This window comes from Lysinibacillus sp. JNUCC-52 (assembly GCF_015999545.1).
Taxonomy (GTDB): Bacteria; Bacillota; Bacilli; order Bacillales_A; family Planococcaceae; genus Lysinibacillus.
In genome coordinates this window covers 2,090,008-2,112,620 of sequence record NZ_CP065546.1, presented here as the reverse complement: position 1 = coordinate 2,112,620, position 22,613 = coordinate 2,090,008, and the positions used below count along the sequence as shown (strand labels likewise).

At 35.0% G+C, this 22,613-nt stretch carries 20 protein-coding genes and 1 tRNA gene; 18 read left to right on the top strand and 3 right to left on the bottom strand.

Annotated features, from left to right (window positions below; all coding sequences use genetic code 11):
- Positions 1-160 precede the first annotated feature (160 nt).
- The 3 genes from JNUCC52_RS10655 to JNUCC52_RS10645 all read left to right on the top strand — a co-directional run bounded on the left by JNUCC52_RS10655 (position 161) and on the right by JNUCC52_RS10645 (position 3,516).
- Positions 161-1,243, top strand: coding sequence for a CAP and S-layer homology domain-containing protein (locus JNUCC52_RS10655; RefSeq protein WP_173479720.1), 1,083 nt, complete (start codon positions 161-163; stop codon positions 1,241-1,243).
- Between the two features lie 120 nt (positions 1,244-1,363).
- Positions 1,364-1,774 (top strand): hypothetical protein, encoded by a 411-nt coding sequence (locus JNUCC52_RS10650; protein WP_173479719.1) that lies wholly within the window; start codon positions 1,364-1,366, stop codon positions 1,772-1,774.
- Between the two features lie 356 nt (positions 1,775-2,130).
- Positions 2,131-3,516, top strand: a complete 1,386-nt coding sequence (locus JNUCC52_RS10645; RefSeq protein WP_337982069.1) for a sigma-54 interaction domain-containing protein — start codon at positions 2,131-2,133, stop codon at positions 3,514-3,516.
- A 244-nt stretch (positions 3,517-3,760) separates the two neighbouring features.
- On the opposite strand, the gene JNUCC52_RS10640 is transcribed toward JNUCC52_RS10645, so the two are convergent.
- A complete protein-coding gene (locus tag JNUCC52_RS10640; protein ID WP_337982068.1) occupies positions 3,761-4,786 on the bottom strand; it encodes an Abi family protein in 1,026 nt (341 codons plus the stop codon).
- Between the two features lie 518 nt (positions 4,787-5,304).
- Between JNUCC52_RS10640 and JNUCC52_RS10635 the strand changes: the two genes are divergently transcribed.
- The 14 genes from JNUCC52_RS10635 (at position 5,305) to JNUCC52_RS10570 (ending at position 18,758) form a co-directional block, all read left to right on the top strand.
- Positions 5,305-6,078 carry an SDR family NAD(P)-dependent oxidoreductase gene (locus tag JNUCC52_RS10635; RefSeq protein ID WP_337982067.1) on the top strand — a complete coding sequence of 258 codons (774 nt, stop codon included), beginning with the start codon at positions 5,305-5,307 and terminating at the stop codon, positions 6,076-6,078.
- A 22-nt stretch (positions 6,079-6,100) separates the two neighbouring features.
- Positions 6,101-7,489: an aminomethyl-transferring glycine dehydrogenase subunit GcvPA gene (gcvPA, locus tag JNUCC52_RS10630; protein ID WP_337982066.1), complete on the top strand. Its 1,389-nt coding sequence runs from the start codon at positions 6,101-6,103 to the stop codon at positions 7,487-7,489.
- A gap of 22 nt (positions 7,490-7,511) precedes the next feature.
- Complete coding sequence (gene gcvPB, locus JNUCC52_RS10625) at positions 7,512-9,098, top strand: aminomethyl-transferring glycine dehydrogenase subunit GcvPB (RefSeq protein ID WP_337982065.1); 1,587 nt, start codon at positions 7,512-7,514, stop codon at positions 9,096-9,098.
- Positions 9,099-9,108: 10 nt separating this feature from the next.
- Positions 9,109-9,855, top strand: a complete 747-nt coding sequence (locus tag JNUCC52_RS10620; RefSeq protein WP_337982064.1) for an SDR family NAD(P)-dependent oxidoreductase — start codon at positions 9,109-9,111, stop codon at positions 9,853-9,855.
- A gap of 26 nt (positions 9,856-9,881) precedes the next feature.
- On the top strand, positions 9,882-10,700 hold the full coding sequence (locus JNUCC52_RS10615; RefSeq protein WP_337982063.1) for a transporter substrate-binding domain-containing protein: 819 nt from the start codon (positions 9,882-9,884) through the stop codon (positions 10,698-10,700).
- A 116-nt stretch (positions 10,701-10,816) separates the two neighbouring features.
- A complete protein-coding gene (locus JNUCC52_RS10610; RefSeq protein ID WP_173479713.1) occupies positions 10,817-11,512 on the top strand; it encodes an amino acid ABC transporter permease in 696 nt (231 codons plus the stop codon).
- The gene (locus JNUCC52_RS10605; RefSeq protein WP_337982062.1) at positions 11,487-12,209 is read left to right on the top strand and encodes an amino acid ABC transporter ATP-binding protein; all 723 of its coding nucleotides are present in this window, start codon (positions 11,487-11,489) and stop codon (positions 12,207-12,209) included. Before JNUCC52_RS10610 ends, JNUCC52_RS10605 begins: the two co-directional genes overlap by 26 nt.
- Before the next feature lie 29 nt (positions 12,210-12,238).
- Positions 12,239-13,891: a M20/M25/M40 family metallo-hydrolase gene (locus JNUCC52_RS10600; RefSeq protein ID WP_337982061.1), complete on the top strand. Its 1,653-nt coding sequence runs from the start codon at positions 12,239-12,241 to the stop codon at positions 13,889-13,891.
- A 365-nt stretch (positions 13,892-14,256) separates the two neighbouring features.
- Positions 14,257-14,880 (top strand): sigma-70 family RNA polymerase sigma factor, encoded by a 624-nt coding sequence (locus tag JNUCC52_RS10595; protein WP_173479710.1) that lies wholly within the window; start codon positions 14,257-14,259, stop codon positions 14,878-14,880.
- Positions 14,880-15,041 (top strand): YvrJ family protein, encoded by a 162-nt coding sequence (locus tag JNUCC52_RS10590; RefSeq protein ID WP_173479709.1) that lies wholly within the window; start codon positions 14,880-14,882, stop codon positions 15,039-15,041. Before JNUCC52_RS10595 ends, JNUCC52_RS10590 begins: the two co-directional genes overlap by 1 nt.
- A 6-nt stretch (positions 15,042-15,047) precedes the next feature.
- Complete coding sequence (locus JNUCC52_RS10585) at positions 15,048-15,290, top strand: helix-turn-helix domain-containing protein (RefSeq protein WP_173479708.1); 243 nt, start codon at positions 15,048-15,050, stop codon at positions 15,288-15,290.
- Positions 15,291-15,321: 31 nt separating this feature from the next.
- Positions 15,322-15,389 (top strand) — tRNA-Tyr (locus tag JNUCC52_RS10580).
- A gap of 285 nt (positions 15,390-15,674) precedes the next feature.
- Positions 15,675-16,619, top strand: a complete 945-nt coding sequence (locus JNUCC52_RS10575; RefSeq protein ID WP_139860780.1) for a C40 family peptidase — start codon at positions 15,675-15,677, stop codon at positions 16,617-16,619.
- 243 nt (positions 16,620-16,862) lie between these two features.
- Positions 16,863-18,758: an N-acetylmuramoyl-L-alanine amidase gene (locus JNUCC52_RS10570; RefSeq protein WP_337982060.1), complete on the top strand. Its 1,896-nt coding sequence runs from the start codon at positions 16,863-16,865 to the stop codon at positions 18,756-18,758.
- Between the two features lie 97 nt (positions 18,759-18,855).
- On the opposite strand, the gene JNUCC52_RS10565 is transcribed toward JNUCC52_RS10570, so the two are convergent.
- The gene (locus JNUCC52_RS10565; protein ID WP_337982059.1) at positions 18,856-20,781 is read right to left on the bottom strand and encodes an S-layer homology domain-containing protein; all 1,926 of its coding nucleotides are present in this window, start codon (positions 20,779-20,781) and stop codon (positions 18,856-18,858) included.
- A 275-nt stretch (positions 20,782-21,056) separates the two neighbouring features.
- Here JNUCC52_RS10565 and JNUCC52_RS10560 point away from each other — a divergent pair, with 275 nt between their 5' ends.
- Positions 21,057-22,337: an oligosaccharide repeat unit polymerase gene (locus JNUCC52_RS10560; protein WP_173479706.1), complete on the top strand. Its 1,281-nt coding sequence runs from the start codon at positions 21,057-21,059 to the stop codon at positions 22,335-22,337.
- Here the strand turns inward: JNUCC52_RS10560 and JNUCC52_RS10555 are convergent.
- Entirely contained in the window at positions 22,334-22,609 is a 276-nt protein-coding gene (locus JNUCC52_RS10555; protein ID WP_337982058.1) for a hypothetical protein, read from the bottom strand. The two genes, JNUCC52_RS10560 and JNUCC52_RS10555, sit on opposite strands and share 4 nt — an antisense overlap.
- Between the last annotated feature and the right edge of the window lie 4 nt (positions 22,610-22,613).

Sequence of the window (22,613 nt, the reverse complement as noted above, 5' to 3'; positions counted from 1 at the left end):
ATTTTTTAAAAATCGAAGTAGGAAAAAACAGGTAATAATGGTATGTTTATATATAAGGAATATGGGTAAAGAAAATCAATTATCCGAAAGAACTAGCTGTCATAAACTGTTGAGAAATCGGAAATTAATTAACAACTCCATACATATATAGGAGGTAGCTATGTTAAAAAAAGTATCTAGTATTGTCGGAATGTCGCTTATTTTGCTGGCTACTCCATTTGCATTACCTCTACCAAATAGCTCGAACGTTGCGTTAGCGGCAGAGGAGGCAAAGGATATTTCGCCTTCACATTGGGCGAGAAGCTCGATTCAGCACATGTTAGATAAGCAATATATGACAACATATGAGGATGGTACGTTTAAGCCAGAGCAAGCAATAACAAGAGCAGAGGCAGCAGCGGCCATTGCCCGTTCGATGCAACTGAAGACGAGTGTGTCTGCTAAGCCTAATTTTGTAGATTTACAAGCAGATCATCCATTTTATAAGGAGATTTGTGCACTAGTAGAATTAGGGATATTGCAGAATGGTGATTGCTTTAATCCAGATGCACCATTGAAGCGCATGCAAATCGCTAAAATGTTAACGCTTGCATATAAAATTGAGGTGGATTCTCAAAATAATAGTAAGTTTAGTGATGTTACGGATAGCCATTGGGCAAAAGATTACATTGAATCACTTGCAGATGTCGGTATTATTAAAGGGGTCAACGCAAAGCAATTTGCACCTAATCTTTTAGTAACACGTGCGCAATTTGCATCTCTAGTGGAACGAAGCTTGGACTTTACAACGACGCTAACAAATTATGAAATAGCCTATGACTATTTATCAAAGTCTTATATTCCGACAAAAAACTACTCAGCAACGTTGTCTAATGAAGTGTTAAATTTAGTCAATAACGAAAGACAAAAAAGGAAGCTGCCGATACTTACCTATGATGGAGCTTTAACACAAGTTGCCGTTATTAAGGCACAGGATATGGTGAATCGACGTTATTTTGAACACGAATCACCTTACTACGGCATGCCATGGGATTTAGCTACTTTATTTGATTATCCATATACGAGTTTAGGAGAAAATATAGGTAGAAATATTCCAACCCCTGAGGCGGCTGTTAAAGCATGGATGGCATCACCATCCCACCGTGAAAATATTTTGAGAGAAAATTATACAAATACGGGAGTAGCTATTGCAGTCGATAGCAAAGGGATTTACTATTGGGTCCAGCTATTTTCCAGTCAATAACTAGACTAGAAAGCAGTAATTGCCTGAGGGCTACGAAAGTTCATAGCATATAGCTACTGAAGGAAGCTCTACCAATAATGGTGGAGCTTTTTATTGTACGATAGAGAGGAGGAATAGACGGTGAAATATACTAAAAACTATATTGATAACTACTTTCATAACATTCACGAATATAGTTCTATGGCTGAGTTGTTTCTTATTGCATATGGTGAATTAAAAGAACAAAACAATTTGCCTGATTGGTTTGTTGAATTAAGAGAGATGATGAATTGGCAATCTCAGTCAAATAGGTCGGGCGTTTGGACATATTATGAAATAGTCAATAATTCTTCAGCCACTACACTTATAAGTAAACTAAAAGGAAAAGAAGAAATTGAAATTCTTCCTATATATAAGATGGGGCTAAATAAATATAATGACGAAACGATTATGGAGCATATTGATAAATGGATTTCGGAAAATGAAGAGAGAATTTATCGATATATAACTGCTATATTGATGAGCAATAAAGACTGGTTTTATAATATCTAACTTAAAACGATGAGGGGCTTAGCTCAACAAGCAGGACATAGCATTAATAAGAATGTTATGTCCTTTTACTTGGATAAAATTAAAGCTCCTTAGACAGTAAAATTAATTTTGGATTTTCTCACTTTAAATTTAACATCCCTTTTTCTGATAGTATTCGACTTAGCCTGTCTGTATTTGTTGAACGATTTTTAAAGGAATGGACCTTTTTTTGCGGAATTTATGTATATAGAAGAGATGGATGTCATGTCTACTATAGCCGTATAAAGCGTTCCCACCAGCGAATGTAGAATTATAAAGTTAAGGATATTTTCGTGTAAAATGCCAATGACTCAATTTACTTCTGAGAGGGTGATGTTATGTTAAATGGTGAAAAGTTAGTACAATCTATAATTATTTTATATGGAGACTTGCTACAAGTAGAAGTCGCTTATTTTACTGCTAAAGGTAAAATTTTAGCAACAGATGAGTATAGAAAAAGAAAAGGGGAGCAAGTGCATTTACCCTTTTTCCAAAAGTACTATTCCGAGCCATTTCAATACGTGCAAAGACCTGGAAAAATGAAAACATGCTCTGGGTGTAGGTTTCAAAACAATTGTCCTTCAAAAGTAGAAATATTGATGAATTTAGTTAAAGATGATCGGCATTTTGGGTATTTAACGTTTGTAAGTTTTACAGATGAAGGGGAAAGAAAATTATCTACTGAACAAAAGAAATATCAATACTGGTTAGCTCGTTTAGGGGAAATAGTGATTAATGTTCTAAATAACGAGGGGTCTTATTTATTATTTGAAACAAAAAAAGGATTTGATACAAAATATGTACTTGGAGATGCACCTTATTTGCAATTTATTAAAACCAAACTAAATAGTATTGCAAATAGTTCCTCGTCCATTGTTATCACTGGAGAAACAGGTACTGGTAAAAGTTTACTAGCTAATCATATTCATTCAAACAGTATTACGCATAAAGGGAAATTTGTAGAGTTAAACTGTGCTAGTATTCCAGAAACTTTATTTGAGAGTGAATTATTTGGCTATGAGGAGGGCGCATTTACTGGCGCTAGGAGAAAAGGAAAACAAGGTTATTTTGAAATTGCAGATAAAGGTACCTTATTCCTTGATGAAATTACCGAATTACCGTTGCATCTTCAAGCTAAACTATTATCAGTTTTACAGAATGGACTTATTTATAGAGTGGGGGCAATAGAGCCTAGAAAGGTAAATGTAAGAATTATTGCTGCAACAAATAGACCTTTAGAGGAAATGGTGAAAAAAGGAGAGTTTCGAGCAGATTTATATTATCGATTAAATGTGATTCCTTTAACTCTACCACCATTAAAAGAAAGAAAAGGTGAAATGGAGTACTTAATTTTTACATTACTAGAAAAAATCCAACATAAAACAGGTAAATATATTAACGATTTTACAGACGAATTTTTAGAAGAATTGAATGCTTATGATTGGCCAGGTAACATAAGAGAATTAGAAAATGTTTTAGAATATAGTATGGTCATGGAAGATTCATTGCAATTAACAAAAGACAGTTTACCTGGCTATATAATTGAGCATAATAGGATGCAACATTCTCACGTTACGCCTCCAAAATTATTAAGAAATATGGAAATGGAATTAATCAATCAAAAGTTATCTGAGTACGGAAATGATGCTGCGGGCAAGGAGCGTCTTGCAGAAGAGTTAGGCATCAGTACAAGGACGCTTTATCGAAAATTAAAAAGTAATTAACAGGCAGTCGACTCCCCCTATGGGCGGCATCATCGCACTCTAAATTGTTTGAGTGCCTGACACTTAAACCTACTATGCTATATGCACAGAAAAAAAGAGATGCTCATTTGAGCATCTCTTTCTGACTATACAGTTAACCTTTTAATCGGATAACTCGCCGTCACGCACGATATATTATATGTTTAAATAATAACATATATGCTTTAATTATTAAAGAAAAAATCACAACTCTATGGATAGAAGGCTAGTTGCATTTCCCTATACTAAGCCATTTAGAAAGTTTGTTTTCTCCCATTCTTTCGAATATTTTCATCATTAACTGTCTTTCTCTTTTTGAATTACATCTTTTATAATAAAAATCATTCATCAACTTCCTTATGTTTTTTAAATCTTCGAATTGAGAAATAACTAACAAAGTATCATAAAGTTTTATTTCATAATAAGTAGGTAATCCCCGGATATTTGATTTTGGTCTCAATCCTAAATCATTAATCATTCCTGCATCTATTCTTATATTGTTTGCTGTACGGTATCTATTAACCAGTTGGAAATGTGCACAAGTATTACGTAAGTCAATAAAGATTCGTATTGAATTAATAAATTTTTGTTTATCTATGTACTTCATTCCCATATCTTTAATGACTTTTTCAAATACGTCCTTTTCATAACCTAATAAAAGTTTGAATACAGCACCAAATTCAAGTACTTTAATTAACATCCAAAAAGGCGGAGAATCATAAGTAGACAAAAAAGTATATTTTGCCTTGCTAAACTCAATAAAGGTTCTATACGTAACCCCGTTATATCGAATGTTAGTTCTAAATATTTTATGATTCCTAATAGATTTAGCAATATCGCTAGGTAAACTTAAATGATTATTAGCCGGATTTGTGTAATTGCTCAAATTAATGTAACAATCTGCATCGGCAGCAGTTCGAAAATATTTTTCGCAAAATCTGTATGCCATTGATGTTTTTAAGCGAGTTTCAAATTTATCTAAAAGCTTTAATAGCTCAATGTTCAATTTTTTATCTAAATCATACAACAATAAAAAATCCTCAAAGTAATATCCTTCGAATTCTTTATCTATCGCTTTATCGTCCTTTAATAAAAGTGTTTCAAAACCATTAATTAAATCAAAATAGTTTATTTCTAATAAATGACGTTTAGCTTTTTGTTCATCTCTAATGATTAATTTTCTTCCTTTTAATAAAGCAATTTGTTCATCTAAAGATTTAAATGTTTTAGTTACGTGTAATCGGTTGCTCATTTCATCGCCCCTATATTCTCTCTATAGTATTATACTAGTCATTTTCTTAGACTTTTATTCTACATTTTTATTTGAATTTCTATTTTATTTTTCAATTTCTTGTTTTATTTTGTAGATAGTTGTCTTTGAAACCCCTGTAACTCTCTAAGTTTGAATACACTCTTGTATTTAAGATAGGCATATTGATTGCTGCAATATCAATTTCATTTTTCTTTTCTTTTAATCATTCCTCCTACTTTTTCTATTTTTATTAAAATTTGTTTATCTTCAATTTTTATATTTTTATGCTTATTTTATCAGAAAGCTAAATCATTAAGGCTTCTTCTATAGGAACTATTAGATAGTTCTTAATTAATCTCATTAAAAAACTAAATATTATGACAAAAATAACATTTGAAATGACAGATGTGTCAAAAAATACTGATGAATTATTTATGAATCTCGTAAAATCAGCTTTTTTAATTTGGCATGGTTTTTGCATTATATACATTGAGAAACAAAAAAGGGGGTACATTTATTTGCTAGATTACTTCGAATTAGGTGGGAAGATTGCAGTAGTAACAGGGGGAGCTTCAGGAATAGGTCTTGCAACCGCTAAATTGCTAAGTGAGGTGGGGACGAAAACAATTATTCTTGATATCGATCAGCAAAAGGGAATGGAAACAGAAGAAACATTGCGAGCTGCGGGCTTAGATATTGAGTTTGTAAAGTGTGATGTCACAAACTCACAAGATTGCCAACGTGTGGCGAGGTTACTTGAAGAAAAGCATGGAAACGTCGATGTGCTCTTTAATAATGCAGGCATAATACGTAGAAAAACAGTTGTAGATTTAGATGAATCTGATTGGGATGCTGTCATTAATGTTTCATTAAAAGGCGTTTACCTACTTTCTAAATATTTGATTCCACTTATGCGGAACAACGGAGGCGGCAGTATTATCAATACTGGTTCTGGCTGGGGACTAAAAGGTGGAGACAAAGCGGCATCTTACTGTGCTGCGAAAGCAGGAGTTGTCAATTTAACGAAAGCTATGGCTATTGACCATGGATCAGAGAACATTCGCGTAAATTGTATTTGCCCTGGAGATACAGATACGCCGTTACTGCGTGGGGAGGCAAAACAATTAGATATAGAGGAGTCTAGTTTTCTTCGTAGTTCGGCTGTAGATAGACCATTGGCAAGGTTGGGCACACCTGAAGATATTGCGAAGGGGGTATTATTCCTTGCAAGTGGTTTATCTGCTTGGGTTACTGGAACGACATTAACCGTTGATGGTGGCGGCTTAGCATAAAAAATTTTAGGAGGTAATTTACATGAGTAAAAAAGTTCATCCATACATTCCAAATATGGTACCCGAAGTAAAACAAGAAATGTTAGACGAAATAGGAGTGCCTTCCATTAAAGAACTCTATTCTTGTATTCCAGAGGATTTGCAATATAAAGGAACAATGAATATCCCGAAAGCTTTAAATGAATTGGAGTTACGACGACATATTGAAGGTTTATTAAATAAAAATATAAGTACGAATGAATATCTTAACTTTTTAGGGGCTGGCTGCTGGCAACATTTTATACCAGCAGTATGTGATGAGGTCAATCAACGAGCTGAATTTTTAACTGCTTATGCGGGAGAACCATATGAAGATCATGGTCGTTTCCAAGCTTTATTTGAATACCAAAGTCTTATGGCTGAACTTGTTGATATGGAAGTAGTGAATGTGCCAACGTTTGATTGGGCTCAGGCTGCAGCTACATCGATTCGTATGGCTAGTCGTATTACGAAACGTACTAAGATTTTACTCGCTAGTACAGTTTCGCCTGAGCGAAAAAAGATTATAACAAACTATGGTACACCGCAATTAGCATTTGAAGATGTGAATTTTAATCTTAATACAGGGTTAATGGATTTAGCCGATTTAGAATCAAAACTATCTAATGATGTTGCGGCGATTTATTTTGAAAATCCATCCTATTTAGGATTTATTGAATCACAAGGGCAAGAGATTTCAAATCTTGCAAAAAAATTCGGTGCCATAATCGTAGTTGGAGTTGATCCCATTTCACTTGGAATACTAGCACCACCGAGTCAGTATGGTGCTGATATTGTATGTGGAGACCTTCAACCACTTGGGATGCATATGAATTATAGTGGAGGGCAAGCAGGGTTTATTGCGACACATAATGATCCGAAATTCGTTAATGAATACCCATCACGATTGTTTGGTATTATTCCTACGGTAAAAGAAGGAGAGTATGGTTTTGGTGACATTGCATATGACCGTACATCTTTTGCAGATAGAGAAAATGGTAAAGAATCTGTTGGTACGCAAACAGCTCTATGGGGTATTACAGCAGGTGTTTATTTATCGTTAATGGGACCAAATGGTATGTACGATTTAGGGCAAGCAATCATGCAAAATAGTCAGTACGCTGTGATGCAGCTTAATAAAATTCAGAACATTAGAGGTTCGAGAATGACATCACCTTTTTTCAAGGAATTTATGATCGACTTTAATGATACGGGATTAACTGTAGAAGAAATCAATACGCAATTATTAGAGCATAAGATCTTCGGAGGAAAGAATCTCTCGGAAGAGTTTCCACAATATGGGCAGTCGGCTCTTTATTGTGTAACGGAAGTGCATACGAAAGAAGATATAGACAAACTAGTAAGTGCTTTAGCAAAAATTGTGACGAAATAACGAGACAGAAAGGAGCATTAGCATGTTAAAAATTCAAAGACAATCTGTAAATATAGATTTTCATCAAGCCAAGTGGAATGAACCTATAATTTTCGAGCTTCATCAACCAGGTGAAGTTGGAGTTGAAGTACCGCAAGTTTCACAAGAAGTGATAGATGTAGTAGGTGATGGTATTTCAGTTTTACCGCAAAATATAAAGCGAGCAAGTAAGCCGAGCTTACCAGAAATCGGGCAAGCCCGTGTCTTACGCCATTATGTTCGACTTTCACAAGAAACATTAGGTTCAGATTTTAATGTAGAAATTGGTCAAGGGACTTGTACGATGAAGTACATCCCGAAAATTAATGAGCTATTAATTCGGAATCCTAAACTAATGGAATTACACCCACTACAAGATATTCGTACTGTACAAGGAATGTTAGAAATTATTCATAACATGGATTTAGCGATGCGTGAGATTTCAGGAATGGATGCATTCTCTTTCCAACCGAGTGGAGGTACACAAGCTTTATTTGCCATGGCATCGATTGTCCGTAAGTATTTTGAAGTAAAGGGCGAGGCAGAGCAACGTAATGAAATTATTACAACTATTTTCTCTCATCCATCTCAAGCTGCAACGGCAGTTGTAAAGGGATATAAAATTATTACCTTACACCCAGATGAAAATGGATTCCCTGATATTGAAAAGTTAAAGGCAGTTGTATCCGAAAGAACTGCAGGCTTTGTTGTAGCCAACCCAGAAGACACAGGTATTTACAATTCGAAAATTAAAGAATTTACGAAGATTGTACATGATGCAGGTGGTATTTGTTACTACGATCAAGCGAATGCAAACGGGTTATTAGGCATTACACGTGCAAAAGAGGCGGGCTTCGATATGTGTTTCTTCAATTTACACAAAACATTCGCAGCGCCACATATGTGTGGTGGTCCAGCAACAGGTGCATTAGGCGTAACTAAGGAATTAAAGCCGTTTTTACCAGGACCTATTGTCGAAAAAAATGGGGATCAATATGTGCTAAATGATCAATTAGAGCATTCAATTGGAAAAGTGCGCGCTTTCCATGGGGTAGCCCAAACTATTTTACGTTCGTATGCATGGATTCGAGCATTAGGGCAAGAAGGGCTTAAAGCAGTGGCAGAAACAGCTGTGCTAAATAATAACTATTTATATAGTAGAGTTTCCAAAATTCGTGGCGCAAGTGTGCCTTATGTACAAGGGCAACGGTTGGAACAAGTTCGTTATAGTTGGGAGCAACTGGAGAAAGAAACAGGTGTTACAACAGAGGATGTACAGCGTCGCATGACAGACTTTGGTTTACATTACTGGACAAGTCATCATCCGTACATTGTGCCTCAACCATTCACATTAGAACCAACAGAATCCTACTCTAAAGCAGATTTAGATGAGTATATCCAGGCACTTGAACAAATTTCAAAGGAAGCATATGAAAATCCAGAAGTAGTGAAAAGTGCACCACAAAATAGTACCATTCATCAATTAATCGAAGCTGATTATTTAGATAACCCTACAAAATGGTGTATTTCATGGAGGGTATATCAAGAAAAGGTGAAAAATGAAGCGGAAATAACAAGTTATAACCGTTAGGGGGAATTTGATGACGACAAGGCATAGTAGCTTAGAAAAGAAGAGAGTAGTCATTACAGGAGGGGCAAGTGGTATAGGATTAGCCACAGCACAACGTTTTGTCGAAGAAGGATCTATCGTAGCCATTTTAGATATTAATGAAGACAGTATTGAAAAGTCTGTAAAAGAAAACAAAGGAATTGCTAAAGGCTATGTAGTGGATGTTAGTAACCCTGAAAGTGTAAACGCTGTCTTTAAAACCATTAAAGAGGATTTAGGTGGAGTGGACGTTTTTATAGCAAATGCAGGTATTAGCGTTCGCTCTCAATTTCTTGATATTACGCCAGAACAATGGAATAAAGTATTAAATATTAATTTAAATGGTGTCTTTTATACGTCACAAGCGGCTGCAAAAATCATGGTTGAACAGGGAAAAGGCGTTATACTCATGACAGCCTCTACAAATGGAGTTACGGGACATCCGTTCTATGCGGACTATAACGCTTCAAAAGCAGGCGTCAATTTATTAGCAAAAACCATGGCATTAGAATTGGCACCACACATTCGAGTGAACACAATATGTCCTGGATATGTATTAACACCGATGCAAATGGCAGAGTATACACCTGAAATGTTAGCGGCTGTAAATGAAGGCATTCCTTTAAAGCGGCATGCAGATCCAAAAGAGGTAGGGGCGTTGTATGCCTTCTTAGCTTCAGATGAATCAGCTTACATTACGGGGCAAACAATTGCCATTGATGGTGGAGAATTAGCTTAATCATAAAACGAGGGGGATTGGTATTTATGAAGAAAAGTCTATTCTATTTGTTATTGGTGATTGCTGCATTGATGGTTGCGTGTTCAGAAAAAGATTCAAATAAAAAAATTGAAACAGCTGCAAATAATAAAGAACAAGAAAATAGCGCTACATCGGAAATGAAATTAGTGAATGATGGGAAGCTAACATTTGCCATGAGCGGTTTACTAAAACCATTAAACTATAAGGAAAATGAAAAATTAGTTGGCTTCGATGTAGAAATTGGAAATGAAATTTCAAAAAGAATAGGTCTTGAACCGAACCCTGTGACAAATCCATGGGAAACGATTCTCCAAGGACTACGAGGAGAGAAATATGATGCCATTATTGGAAGTATGACAGCTACTGAGGAGAGAGCAAAACAGGTGGACTTCTCAGACCCATATTATATTTCAGGAGCTACAGTCTTTATCTCAAGTAAAAATACAGACATTAAATCTTTTGAAGATTTAAAAGGAAAAACAATCGGTGTTATGCAAGCGAGTACGTATGTGGAAGACGCAAAAAAATATACAGATAAAATTAAAGAATTCCCTAGTGAGATATATGCATTACAAGACCTTCCTCCAGGACGTCTAGATGCCGTTATTACAGATAAAATTGTAGGCATTTCAGCGATGAAAGAATCTGGGTTAGAAATTGAAACAGTAGGAGAAGAAATTAAAAGAGAAGAAATTGCAGTAGCTATTAATAAGGACAATCAAGTGTTATTAGATGCAATAAACAAAGCAATAGCAGATATGGTGGCAGACGGCACTTATAAAGAAATAAGTACAAAATGGTTTGGCAAAGATTTATTAGAATAAACAGACTGTATAAATTATTTTACCTAGTTTAATAGAAAAATACTAGGTAAAATAATTTGAATATTCTAAAAATAGTCTTTTATACCAAAAACACTTAAAGAGGTTAGGTGATTTTTATGGAGTTTTTAACGAATATAGCCTCGATATTCCAAAAACATGGAATCGAGTTTTTAAAAGCTACTATTTTAACAGTGGAGTTAACGGTTGTTTCTTTATTAATTGCCTGTGTTATTGGACTTGTTTTTGCCTTCTTCAAGGTTTCAAATATAAAGATATTAGAAAAAATAGCAAACGCTTATATTTTTATTATTCGTGGTATGCCACTTATAGTACAACTTATGTTTTTATACTACGGCATTTCTAGTATATTTGTTCTTTCGGATTTTGCAGCAGGAGCTATTGCACTTGGTATTCATTCTGGAGCTTATATTGCTGAAATCTTTCGAGGATCCATTCAATCAATCGATAAGGGACAAATGGAAGCAGGCCGCTCTTTAGGAATGACGTATTTTAAAACAATGAGACGAATTATTTTGCCACAAAGCTTTAAACGAGCTATACCAGCATTAGCCAATCAATTCATTATTGGATTAAAAGACTCTTCTTTAGTAGCCTATATTGCTGTTTCAGAATTATTTAACCATGCCTTATCCGCTCAAGCGTACAATTATATGCCTTTAGAAACCTACTTTGTAGTAGGTGTATATTACTTAATTTTAGTTTTAATATTCACACTGTTGTTCAATAAACTTGAAAGCCGAATGGATGTTGGAAAGGGGAAAAAGCATGATAAAGTTGAAGTCGCTTTCTAAATCATTTGGTAAATTGAAAGTTTTAAAGGATATAAGTCTTGAAATCGATAAATCAGAAGTAGTTGTTTTAATTGGAGCAAGTGGCTCGGGAAAAAGTACGTTGTTACGTTGTATAAATTTTTTAGAGATTTTAGATGAAGGAACTATCAGCATTAACGATGAAATGATTGATATAGAAAAAACGAATTTAAATAAAGTTAGAGAAAATATGGGTATGGTATTTCAACACTTTAATTTATTTCCTCATTTAAGTGTTTTACAAAATATAACTGAAGCACCTATCCAGGTGAAAAAGCAAAGTAAGGAGGAAGCAAACAAAAAAGCAATGGAGCTATTAACGAGGGTTGGGCTTGCTGATAAGGCTAACTATTATCCTGAACAATTATCTGGAGGGCAAAAGCAACGAGTAGCCATTGCAAGAGCACTTGCGATGAACCCAAACGTTATGCTGTTTGATGAACCTACATCGGCGTTAGATCCTGAATTAGTTGGTGAAGTATTAGAAACAATGAAAAGTTTAGCTAGGGATGGGATGACAATGGTCATTGTAACGCATGAAATGGGCTTTGCAAGAGAGGTTGCGGATAGAGTCATTATGTTAGCTGATGGAAAAATAATTGAGGAAGGGCCTCCCACCGAATTTTTTAAAACGCCAAAGGAAGAGAGAACAGCGAAGTTTCTACAACAGGTTTTATAATCATTATTTCAAGTTAGGAGTTGTGTTTAATGTTAAAAACGTATGATGAAGTATTAAAAGTGACGAATGATCTTGTCAATATTGAAAGTATCGTCAATACTGAAGGCGAAATCGATATATCAACAACACTTGCTAAAACAATTGCTAACCTACCATACTTTCAAAAACATTCGGACTATGTGTTTACATCACAAACTGTAGATGATGAGATTGAGAGATATAACGTATTTGCTTTTGTAAGGGGGACAAAAGAAAGTAGCGCTAAAACGGTTGTCTTAATGGGTCACACCGATACGGTAGGTATAGATGATTATAATAGCTTAAAAGAAAAAGCCTGTTTTCCTAATAATCTTCAAGAAGCATTAAAAAATGAAAAGCTTCCTCCGTTAGTTAAAGAGCATTTGGAATCAAATGAATGGTTATTTGGCAGAGGAACACTAGATATGAAAAGCGGTGTAGCCAGCAATTTTTATCTTTTAAAGTATTACTCAGAGCACCCAGAAGAATTAAAAGGAAATATTGTATTTTTTGCTGAATGTGATGAGGAAGATAGCTCACACGGGGTATTATCAGGCTTAAATGATTTAAAACAACTTAGAGACGAATATGGATTTGAGTATGAAGCGTTAATAAATTCGGATTTTGTAGCGCCTAGATATGAAGGCGATGAAAATAGATATATTTATAAAGGCAGTGTTGGGAAGCTGCTTCCTTCATTTTATATAACTGGAGCTGAAAGTCACGTGGGCTCAAGCTTTGAAGGACTTGATCCTAACTATATTGCAGCAGAGTTAACTAGACAAATTGCATATAATCCTGAGCTATGCGATAAATCATTAGGTGAAACGCCTATGCCGCCAGTATCGCTGAAGCAAACGGATTTTAAAGAAACATATACTGTTCAAACAGCACTTGCTTCCTATGTATATTATAATTTCTTTGTGCAATCATGGTCCCCTAAAGATGTTCTTGATAAGTTGAAAAACCAAGCAGAAATTGCCTTTAATAATGTAGTGGAAAATTTAAATAATCATTATAAGCGGTATTGTGAAATTAGTGAACAGGAATATACAAAATTACCTTGGGAAACAAGGGTGTTATTTTATGAAGAACTAGAGCAATCAATTATTTCACAAGCTGGTGAAAGTTATAAAGAGCATATGAAGAAATTTAAAGAAAACTTATTGGCAAATAAAGAACTAGATGTACGTATGTTTTCAGCGAGAGTTGTAGAAGAGACTTGGAAATGGGCAAAGGATAAAAGCCCTGCTATTATTCTTTTTTATTCGTCACTATATTCACCACGTGTAGAGGTGACTGGTAAAAATCAAAAGGAAAAGAATCTATTAATCGCTTTAGACTATGCTATCGAAAAAGTGCAACCACATTATAATAAGCCGATTGTCCAAAGAAATTATTTTCCTTATATTTGTGATATGAGCTGTGTAGCAATTAATGACGATGAAGATAGCATTCAATCCGTTATTAACAATAACCCAAGTTGGGGGACAAAACATTTTGTTGATTATAAGGCCATTAGGGATTTAAATATTCCAGCAATTAATATTGGACCGTATGGTTATGATGCACATAACAGATACGAAAGAACGGAATTAAAATATACAATGGAAATCATGCCTAATTTAACGAAACTAGTAATAGACAAGCTACTTGGTTCATGAGCCAGTTATAATCATTGATACTGCATTAGAAGTGCCTTCAGACTATAAACAAACTCGAGCAATTTCGAGTTTGTTTATAGTTTTATTAAATTGTTTGGAAATTGTTTGAGTGCCTGACACTCAAACAAATTTTTTTGAAAGGTTGTTTTATTTTAGATTGTTTATTCTATATACAATAAGAAAAGGAGGTGATTTTAAGAAAATAATAAAATCGTTAAAATAATCATAAGATAGAGAAACTAGGTTTAAGGACAAATGGTTTATTTTGAAAAAGAACTTACACTCTTTTTTTTACTCGAAATAAGAACATATGCTCTTTTTAAAATTTGGAAGCGAATGTATGCTTCTTAAAAGGAGTGCTTTGGATGTTGGAAAATAAAAGGGATGATGAAGAAAGAATTAAAAAATTTGAAGGTGAAAATCAACAGCTAATAAATAACGAGTTGGTAATTTCCTTTTTGAAAATACCAACTAACAAAGAAAAGTACATGGATACCATAATAAACCCAACTACGGAGAATATGAAAGAATTAGATATGTTATTTAAACATTTTTATTTTAAAATTCGCTTTATTTCTCATATTTCCTCAACTCTAAAGTTTAATTCAATTAATTTCGACAAAAAATTGAGACTTATACAATCTAGATTTTCTCTTACTTTAGACGCCAAGATTAATGCTAATGAAGGACAAGAAACATTTCTCGATTTAATAGCTGATGAACAAGCTGAAGGCCATTTTAGTGAGGTCAACTTAAAGGATAACTTAGATGATTATGTAATAAGCCCGATATTGTATGATGCATTAAATTCGCTGACAAAAAAGCAAAAGGAGATAATTAGTCTAGCTTATGCAGAAGGTTTAAGCGATACGGAAATTGGACGAAGATTAAATAAATCACAGCAAGCTGTCTCTAAGACCCATAAAAAAGCTTTGGAAAATATGATGATGTATATTAAAAATCATGGGGAAAAAAAGGGGGATTTCTGATGATAACAGAACCATCTGATTGGATCATGATAATCGGAAATTTTGGTTTTCCAATAGCAATAACAGTCTACCTTTTCATTAGATTCGAAAAAAAAATTGAAAATCTTGAGTTAAGCATTAATAAATTATCGGACCTTATTAAAAACGTAAGAAAGGACTGAAGGGAGATGTCACAAGAATTAATTGCCTTAGTAAAAAAATCAAAATATGATGATAAAGCTTTATTAACTGTAATTAATTATTTTGAGCCTATAGTGAAACATTGTCTTTATCAAACCCATCCGCATTTTAGAGAGGATTTACGTCAGGATTTACTTATTAAGCTCATCAATACTATACGAAAATATGATGTGAATTCCGTCCCAGGATTTTGGGATTTGAAGAAACGATATAATGAACAAAATAATTAGGTTGTTTTCATCTTTCATAAATAAAATCGTAGTGGCATAGCCAAGTGGTAAGGCAAAGTTTGTAAAACCTTTTTCTCGGTTCAAATCCGAGTGCCACCTAAAGTCGTTAGAAATTGTTTGAATTATTTGAGTTGTTTGAGTGCCTGGCACTTCAACAGGCACTCTATTGTAACAAAGCATGGCTAATATTACAGGAATGTTACAAAAAGCCGCAATACCCATTAATTAATACCCATATTTTAACGTTGATAAACCACAAAGTGTTGGTATATCAGCTTTTTTTTTACTTTTAAAACCGTTACACAATTGAAAAATTAAAATACCTTCATTTGTGATAGTCTATGTATAGGCAAAAAAGTTCCTTGAGAGGGGTATAACAAACTTATGAAGAAAAAATGGTTATTACCGATTTTTGCATCTTTTATGTTATTTTCAACAATTCAAATAGATAACGCTGAAGCGGCAACTGCAAATGAAGTTACTGAAACAGCGACGAAATATTTAGGCATTCCTTATGCATATGGTGGTACAACTACTAGCGGATTAGATTGCTCTGGCTTTACTTCTAAAGTCTTCAACGATTTAGGCATTAAACTAAACCGTACATCAAGCTCTCAATATCAGCAAGGTACAGCGGTTGCGAAGAGTGATCTAAAAGTTGGCGATTTACTTTTCTTTAACACGAGTGGTAGTGGTATCTCACATGTAGCGATATACATAGGTGACGGTAAAATGATTCACTCTCAAACAGGTAAAGGCGTTAGCTATTCTAATGTAAACGATCCATATTATTGGAGTTCTCGTTACGTTGGTGCTAAACGTGTAGCAGATTTTGACGCAGAACAACAAGCTGAAGTGACAAAAGTAGCGACTGCTGAAGTAAAAGACGCTGCAATTGACTTTTCAGTATATGCTTCACGTGCTGAAGTTGCTGTACAAATTGCAAAAGCTTTAAATTTAGATACATCTGATAAAAACACGTCATTTGCAGACGTAAAACCTACTTATGCACATGCTGGTGCAATTTCTGCTGTGGCGAAGTTAGGAATTTTTACAGGTGATGATCACGGCAAATTTAATCCTTCTTCTCCAATGACTCGTGCACAAATTGCAAAAGTTTTAGTAGTTGCTTTTGGTCTTGAGCATAAAGGTGATGTTGTGACATTTGCTGATGTTCCTGAAAACTATTGGGCAACAGAATATATTTCAATTATCGCATCAAACGGTATTACATCAGGTAAAGATAACGGCAATTTCGGCTATGATGAAATGTTAAAAATTTCTCAGCTTGAAACATTTATCGAGCGCGCTAAGCAAGTGAATAAGTAATCAATTTCTACTTCGCTTCGGACAAGGGCTACGTTTGAAGTGAAGCAATGCATGGAAGTTCTTTTAAATAACGTATAAACGGAGGAGAGTTTGCACTTGCAGGCTCTCTTCTTTTTATGAATCTATATGAAATGGGGTGATATAAAAAAATGTCGAATAGTTACAATCTATGATAGTTTTGTATGTGAATTTTTGTTAAAATGAACACAATAACACGAGAACATGAAGGGAGGAAATAAGACATTGTACTTTAAAAAAATCAGTCTTATATTATGCGTCTTATTCATTTCAGCTTCTATGTTTACGATACATAGTGCAAATGCTAGTGGTGGTTTTGAAGATGTACCCCAAAAGCATGAAGCTTATGAAGAGATCAATTATTTAGTTAGTTTAGGTGTTATTAAAGGGTACACGGAAAATGGTAAAACGTATTATAAGCCTTATAATAACGTGACACGCGGACAAGTTGCAAAAATGGCCGTTGTTGCTTCTGGTAACAAACCATTAGTTGTCAATAAATCCAATTTTTCAGATGTAACAGTTGGTACCGAGCTTTCAGGCTACGTTGAACGTGCTATACAGCTAGGATACTTTAAAACAAATACAACAGGTCAGTTTTTACCAAACAAGCCTCTAACTCGCGATGAAATGAGTTATGTATTAACAAAGGCATTTAAGCTTGACGCAAGTGAATACGAAAATATTGATTCTCCTTTTGTTGATGTAGGTATTACACATCCCTACGTTCAATATATCAATACGATTTACTATAATGGTATTACAAAAGGAAGCGGTCAAAACTATAATCCAAATAGCCAAGTAACACGTGCACAATTCGCATTATTTGTTGCTCGTGCTAAAAGTGAAAAATACCGTTTAGAGTTACCTGTAAAAGGTGTTACTGTTCCTGATACAACACAGGTTATCGGTTTAATTCAAGTGACAACAGATGGCTTGAATATTCGTAAATCAAAAGACTCTTCAATTAGTACTAACATTGTAGGTACAGTCGATAAAGGTGGAAAACTATCAGTCTATGCAGTTGAAGGAGACTGGTTAAAAGTAACATATAAAGGTGCATTTGCTTATATTTATAAAACGTACGCACAATTTTTAGATGCGGACGGTAATGCGTTAGGAAAAATCCAAAAAGAAGTGAAGACAACACAAGGTATCAATCTTTATGTGAAGGCTACTTCATCTTCTAAAACAATTTCAACAATCAATAGTAATGTTAAACTGCCTGTCTATAAAACGGTTAATGGCTACTATTTAACAGTAGTAAATGGTTTACCAGGTTATATTGTTGCAAATAGTACAGAGGATGTGGAAGTAGAACAACCTTCTATACCAGATCCGACTCCACCACCAGTGGCAGGAGACTTACTAGGTCGTGCAACTGTTGATAGTTTAAATGTCCGCAAAGAAGCGAACTCAACTTCTACGGTACTAGGTAAATTAAGTAAAGGCGACTATGTGCATGTTAACAGCATTAGTGGCTACTGGGCTCAAATTACTTTTGATGGACAAACAGGCTATGTGCATAAATCTTACTTAAAACTATTAAACCAAAGTGGTAATGCACTGAAAAATCGTATTATCATCCTTGACCCTGGTCATGGTGGTAAAGACCCTGGAGCTGTAGTAGGTTCCACTTCAGAAAAATCTATTACATTAAAAGTTAGTACACTAGTAAAACAGAAACTTGAAGCAGCTGGAGCGAAAGTGTTAATGACTCGTACAGGTGACACATATCCTTCATTGCAAGACCGTGTTGATTTTACCGATGCAAACTTTGGCGAAATCTTCGTTAGTATACATGTCAACTCAGCATCTAGCACCTCTGCACAAGGTACTGAAACATATTATGCTGTAACAACTGGAGATATGTATCAAGAAGATGTTGATCTCGCTACTTTTGTAAATAACCAAATTGTTAATAACTTAAACATGAAAAATCGTGGAGTTAAAGAACAACAATACTATGTTATTCGCAATACATTAATTCCTGCGATTCTAGTTGAACTAGGTTTCCTTACAAATGGTGAAGACCGTGGCAAAATGACAGATGATCAATATATCGAGTTATTTGCTGAAGCTATTTATAAAGGTATTTCTCAATACTACGCAAAACAATAAAACGAAAGAGCTACATCGTTCATATTTTAGAACGACGTAGCTCTTTTTTTATTGGATGAAGGAGATTACAGACAATCTATCAGCGCTAACAATCAAGTTATTTAGCATTTGCATGAAGTGTACGATTTACAAATTGGGCAAAGTTTTGGCGTGTTACCGTGTTGTTTGGTTTAAAAGTTTGATCCGCGTAGCCTGTCGTTATATTTAAAGCAAAGAGAGCTTGAATATCTTTAAAATTGACATGAGATATCGGGACATCAATGAATGTATTTTTAGTAAAGCCTTGTAGCTTAAAGCCCTTTACAAGTGCATGTGCCATTGCTGCACGTGTCATTGGTTGATGGGCGTTAATTTTGCCATCTTCTAACGAAAGAATCCCATAGCGAGCACCTGTGGCTAAAACCGCATAGCCATAATCGCCCGCATTTATATCACTGGCGTTCAAGCTTGCTGAGCTTGAAGGGGTGATACCAAGTGCACGTAATATCATGTCAGTAGCTTGTATCCGAGTGAGTGTGCTTTGGGGGTTAAATTTACCATTACTACCTTTCACAATACCTAATGCATGTAAGTTTTTTATGTCATAATAAGCACCATTTGATGTTGATACATCTGGAAAAAAAGGGGCAACCTCAATAGACGCCTTATTGGAACCTTTTGTACGTGTGAGCGTTTTAATTTCTGCAATGGTTGCAAATTTTTCGTCAGCATTTTTACGATCATCGCGGCCTTCTATGAAGGAAGTACGGATCGTATATGTTCCAGTGGCTAAATTTCCTGGCATAAAAATTTGATATTTTTCCGAGTGGGTACTAATATCTTTGCGGTCAGCATTAGTAGTTGTTGCATCTGCAGCAAGGCCTGGTATATAACGATCATGCCCTTTACCGACAACGTGATCGTTTGCATCGAGAATTTCTACTTTTAGTGTACCGCGGGCTGGCACATTGCCATTGTTTTTAACCGTTACAGTAGAGTAGAAGACGAATTTACCAGATGGCGCTACATAGCTTTGCACACCGTCAGAGTATAGCGAAAGATTATAGCGACGTGGCACATCACTATCATGATTTTCGACAACCCAACGTAAAGCGTGCTTCATAAATACTTGAGCGTCTAAGTCGCCTTGTGTTGTAGAGTAAGCAACACCGTTTTCGTTATCTTGCCAATCTGCTTTGGTATTAATAGTAATGTAATCATAAATTTTGAATCCGATTTGTACGACTCTACCTTTGCCATATTCAATAGCATGTGCTGCACCGAACTCATTTTTCTTCATTGTTTGTGGCTTATCAGTATAATCGTAATTCGAAAAATATAATAGCGGTGACGCAGAGCCACCTTGCCATGGTTTAATGATTTCAACCCACTCACGATCAGATTTTTTAAAACTTAGTTGGCTTTTGCCGAGCTCGTTAGTAGCATTTTGGATAATTGGATGAACTGAATTGTTATTGCTAATTGTTCCGTTACCCAACACGATATCGTCGATAAAGCGTGAGTTGAAAACTTCTGATAGGTTATCCCATTCCATGACCCATGAGTCGACATCATAGATTAACGGAGAGAGGTCCATTTGGCCAGCCTTTGGAAATTTGGCAGACTCGTTACGAGCTGTTTGGAACGCAAAAATGGCACCGCCACCGTTGCGAACGTACATTTTGACATTTTCGCGTTGTTGATGGTTCATCATGACCGTATAAGGAAAGACGATTGCATCATATTGGCTTAAACTTTCTAAGCTATTTAAGTCCTTTTCGTAAATTTTCTCTACATTGAAGCCTTGTTGCTGATATAAAAGGAAAGCTTTTAGCTCTTTGTTGTATGTAGAGCTATAATCTACCTTTGGAGATACAGTTTGTCCCTCATATGTACCACCAGGGTGTGTGGCGTTGGCATATTTCTCGCTACTTTCAGAGAAAACGATGCCAATTTTTTGTGTTGTAGCTTGAGCTTGCGTCGGTAATAGGAATACAACAAGCAAACAAGCGCAGACTGTAATTAATGAAAGAAATAACTTCAATAAATCCACATCCTTGTTTTGTATTTTTCTCAAAAATAGTATTACTTCATTTCATCATACACCCAAATAATTACTGAATCGTAGAGATTTAGGTGAAAATGAAAAATTTGAGCATTTTTATGTAAAATCCATAGAATACTTTCTATAAGTCTATCCGTATTTATGATATAATAACCTTTGTTTTTGTAGGGAAAACTAAAGAATATAATAGTGAATAACAACTATTGATTCACGATAGAGGAGGGCAATAACATCTATTTAGATGTATTACATGTATGAATAAACTGAAGCAAGTTTTCGCAAAGGTCAATAAGATTGATACGTTTTCACCGTATTTCTTTTTACCTTTTATATTAGTACTATATTTCTTTACAAGTCTATTCGATTTCCATCGATTTGAATTATTTAACGTTCGTGTATCAATTTTGCCAGCGGTACTAGTAGCACTTGTTTGCTATTATATCGGTGTTTATATTATTGATAAATTACAATGGACAATCCCATCATTTGGGCTATCTTTCTTAGGTAAATATGTTATCCACATTGTTGTATTACTAACTATAATCGGTTTAGCTTCTTATTTAATGATGATTTTTGGTGGAGGTTTAGGGATTTCAGATGAATCGAATCGTCGTAATCTCGATCCAAAACTAAACTTCTTCAGCCAATTATTATGGTATGGAATTTTACTGTTATTATCTTACAAAATGATTTTAGAAAAGCATATGACATGGAAGAAAGCAATTGTATACGGCACGATCTTTGCTGTTGTAATGTTCTTGTTCCTTTTAATGGGTTATCGTACGCCATTAATTATTATGCTATTTACTGGAATTATTATTTTCCACTATGTTGTGAAACGTGTAAAATTAACTTGGTTCCTAACAGCATTATTTGTAATCGGTGTTGCGTTCTCGATGTTTGGTTTCTTACGAGTAGTAACAGAAGATACAACGAAAGAATTCAATAATCGTGATCAACCAGATGTTGAATTGACAGAAACAGAAAAAGAAAAGCTTTTAACTGTTGAGCAAAAAGTAAATTTAACACCTAAATGGATGCGTTCTATTAATGGTGAAAGTGTGACAGGTCATATCGTTTTAAGTAAAATTATCGAATACACGCAAGAAGAAGGCTATTTAAAAGGCGAAATTCACAAAGGGATCTTTAATACGATTCTTCCTGGTGAGCAAATTTCACCTCGTATGAAGGTGACGGAAGTTGTGAACTCATTGAGCGTGGAAGAAGGTAAATATATTACACGTCCAACAAGAACAACAACACCTACCTTTATCGGACAACTATTCCTAGATGGTGGCTATGCGCTTGTAGCAATTGGCTTCTTATTATATGGTGTATTAATTTCATTAATCTATAATAAAGTTAAACAAGGTGGCATCCGTAGCTTCCACTCAGTAGCCTACGCATTTGTCATTACACTGTTTACAGTGTCGATGCACACAGGCTTACTTGATTTAATCTTTATATTAATGTTAGGTTTTGTAGTAATTGCATCAGCAATTATAAAAACAGAGCAAAGAAAACTTCGATACTAACAGTAAAGGGCTGCCCTATTAAGGACAGCCCTTTTATTATTCCTGCATAGGGGGAGTGAATCGCGGAATTCCAGCGTCATACCGCGGAAAAAAGGTGCAGAATCGCGGAATTCCAGCGTCATACCGCGGAAAAAAGGTGCAGAATCGCGGAATTCCAGCGTCACACCGCGGAAAAAAGGTGCAGAACCGCGGAATTCCAGCGTCATACCGCGGAAAAAAGGAGTAGAATCGCGGAATCCTAGCCTTATATCGCGGAATCTACCGTATTGCATGTAA

Bases quoted from the DNA above. Each gene is read 5' to 3' on its own strand.
- JNUCC52_RS10655 (WP_173479720.1), top strand. From the start codon at position 161: ATGTTAAAAAAAGTATCTAGTATTGTCGGAATGTCGCTTATTTTGCTG.
- JNUCC52_RS10645 (WP_337982069.1), top strand. From the start codon at position 2,131: ATGTTAAATGGTGAAAAGTTAGTACAATCTATAATTATTTTATATGGA.
- JNUCC52_RS10640 (WP_337982068.1), bottom strand. From the start codon at position 4,786: ATGAGCAACCGATTACACGTAACTAAAACATTTAAATCTTTAGATGAA.
- gcvPA (WP_337982066.1), top strand. From the start codon at position 6,101: ATGAGTAAAAAAGTTCATCCATACATTCCAAATATGGTACCCGAAGTA.
- gcvPB (WP_337982065.1), top strand. From the start codon at position 7,512: ATGTTAAAAATTCAAAGACAATCTGTAAATATAGATTTTCATCAAGCC.
- JNUCC52_RS10620 (WP_337982064.1), top strand. From the start codon at position 9,109: ATGACGACAAGGCATAGTAGCTTAGAAAAGAAGAGAGTAGTCATTACA.
- JNUCC52_RS10615 (WP_337982063.1), top strand. From the start codon at position 9,882: ATGAAGAAAAGTCTATTCTATTTGTTATTGGTGATTGCTGCATTGATG.
- JNUCC52_RS10610 (WP_173479713.1), top strand. From the start codon at position 10,817: ATGGAGTTTTTAACGAATATAGCCTCGATATTCCAAAAACATGGAATC.
- JNUCC52_RS10605 (WP_337982062.1), top strand. From the start codon at position 11,487: ATGATAAAGTTGAAGTCGCTTTCTAAATCATTTGGTAAATTGAAAGTT.
- JNUCC52_RS10600 (WP_337982061.1), top strand. From the start codon at position 12,239: ATGTTAAAAACGTATGATGAAGTATTAAAAGTGACGAATGATCTTGTC.
- JNUCC52_RS10595 (WP_173479710.1), top strand. From the start codon at position 14,257: ATGTTGGAAAATAAAAGGGATGATGAAGAAAGAATTAAAAAATTTGAA.
- JNUCC52_RS10590 (WP_173479709.1), top strand. From the start codon at position 14,880: ATGATAACAGAACCATCTGATTGGATCATGATAATCGGAAATTTTGGT.
- JNUCC52_RS10585 (WP_173479708.1), top strand. From the start codon at position 15,048: ATGTCACAAGAATTAATTGCCTTAGTAAAAAAATCAAAATATGATGAT.
- JNUCC52_RS10575 (WP_139860780.1), top strand. From the start codon at position 15,675: ATGAAGAAAAAATGGTTATTACCGATTTTTGCATCTTTTATGTTATTT.
- JNUCC52_RS10560 (WP_173479706.1), top strand. From the start codon at position 21,057: ATGAATAAACTGAAGCAAGTTTTCGCAAAGGTCAATAAGATTGATACG.
- JNUCC52_RS10555 (WP_337982058.1), bottom strand. From the start codon at position 22,609: ATGCAATACGGTAGATTCCGCGATATAAGGCTAGGATTCCGCGATTCT.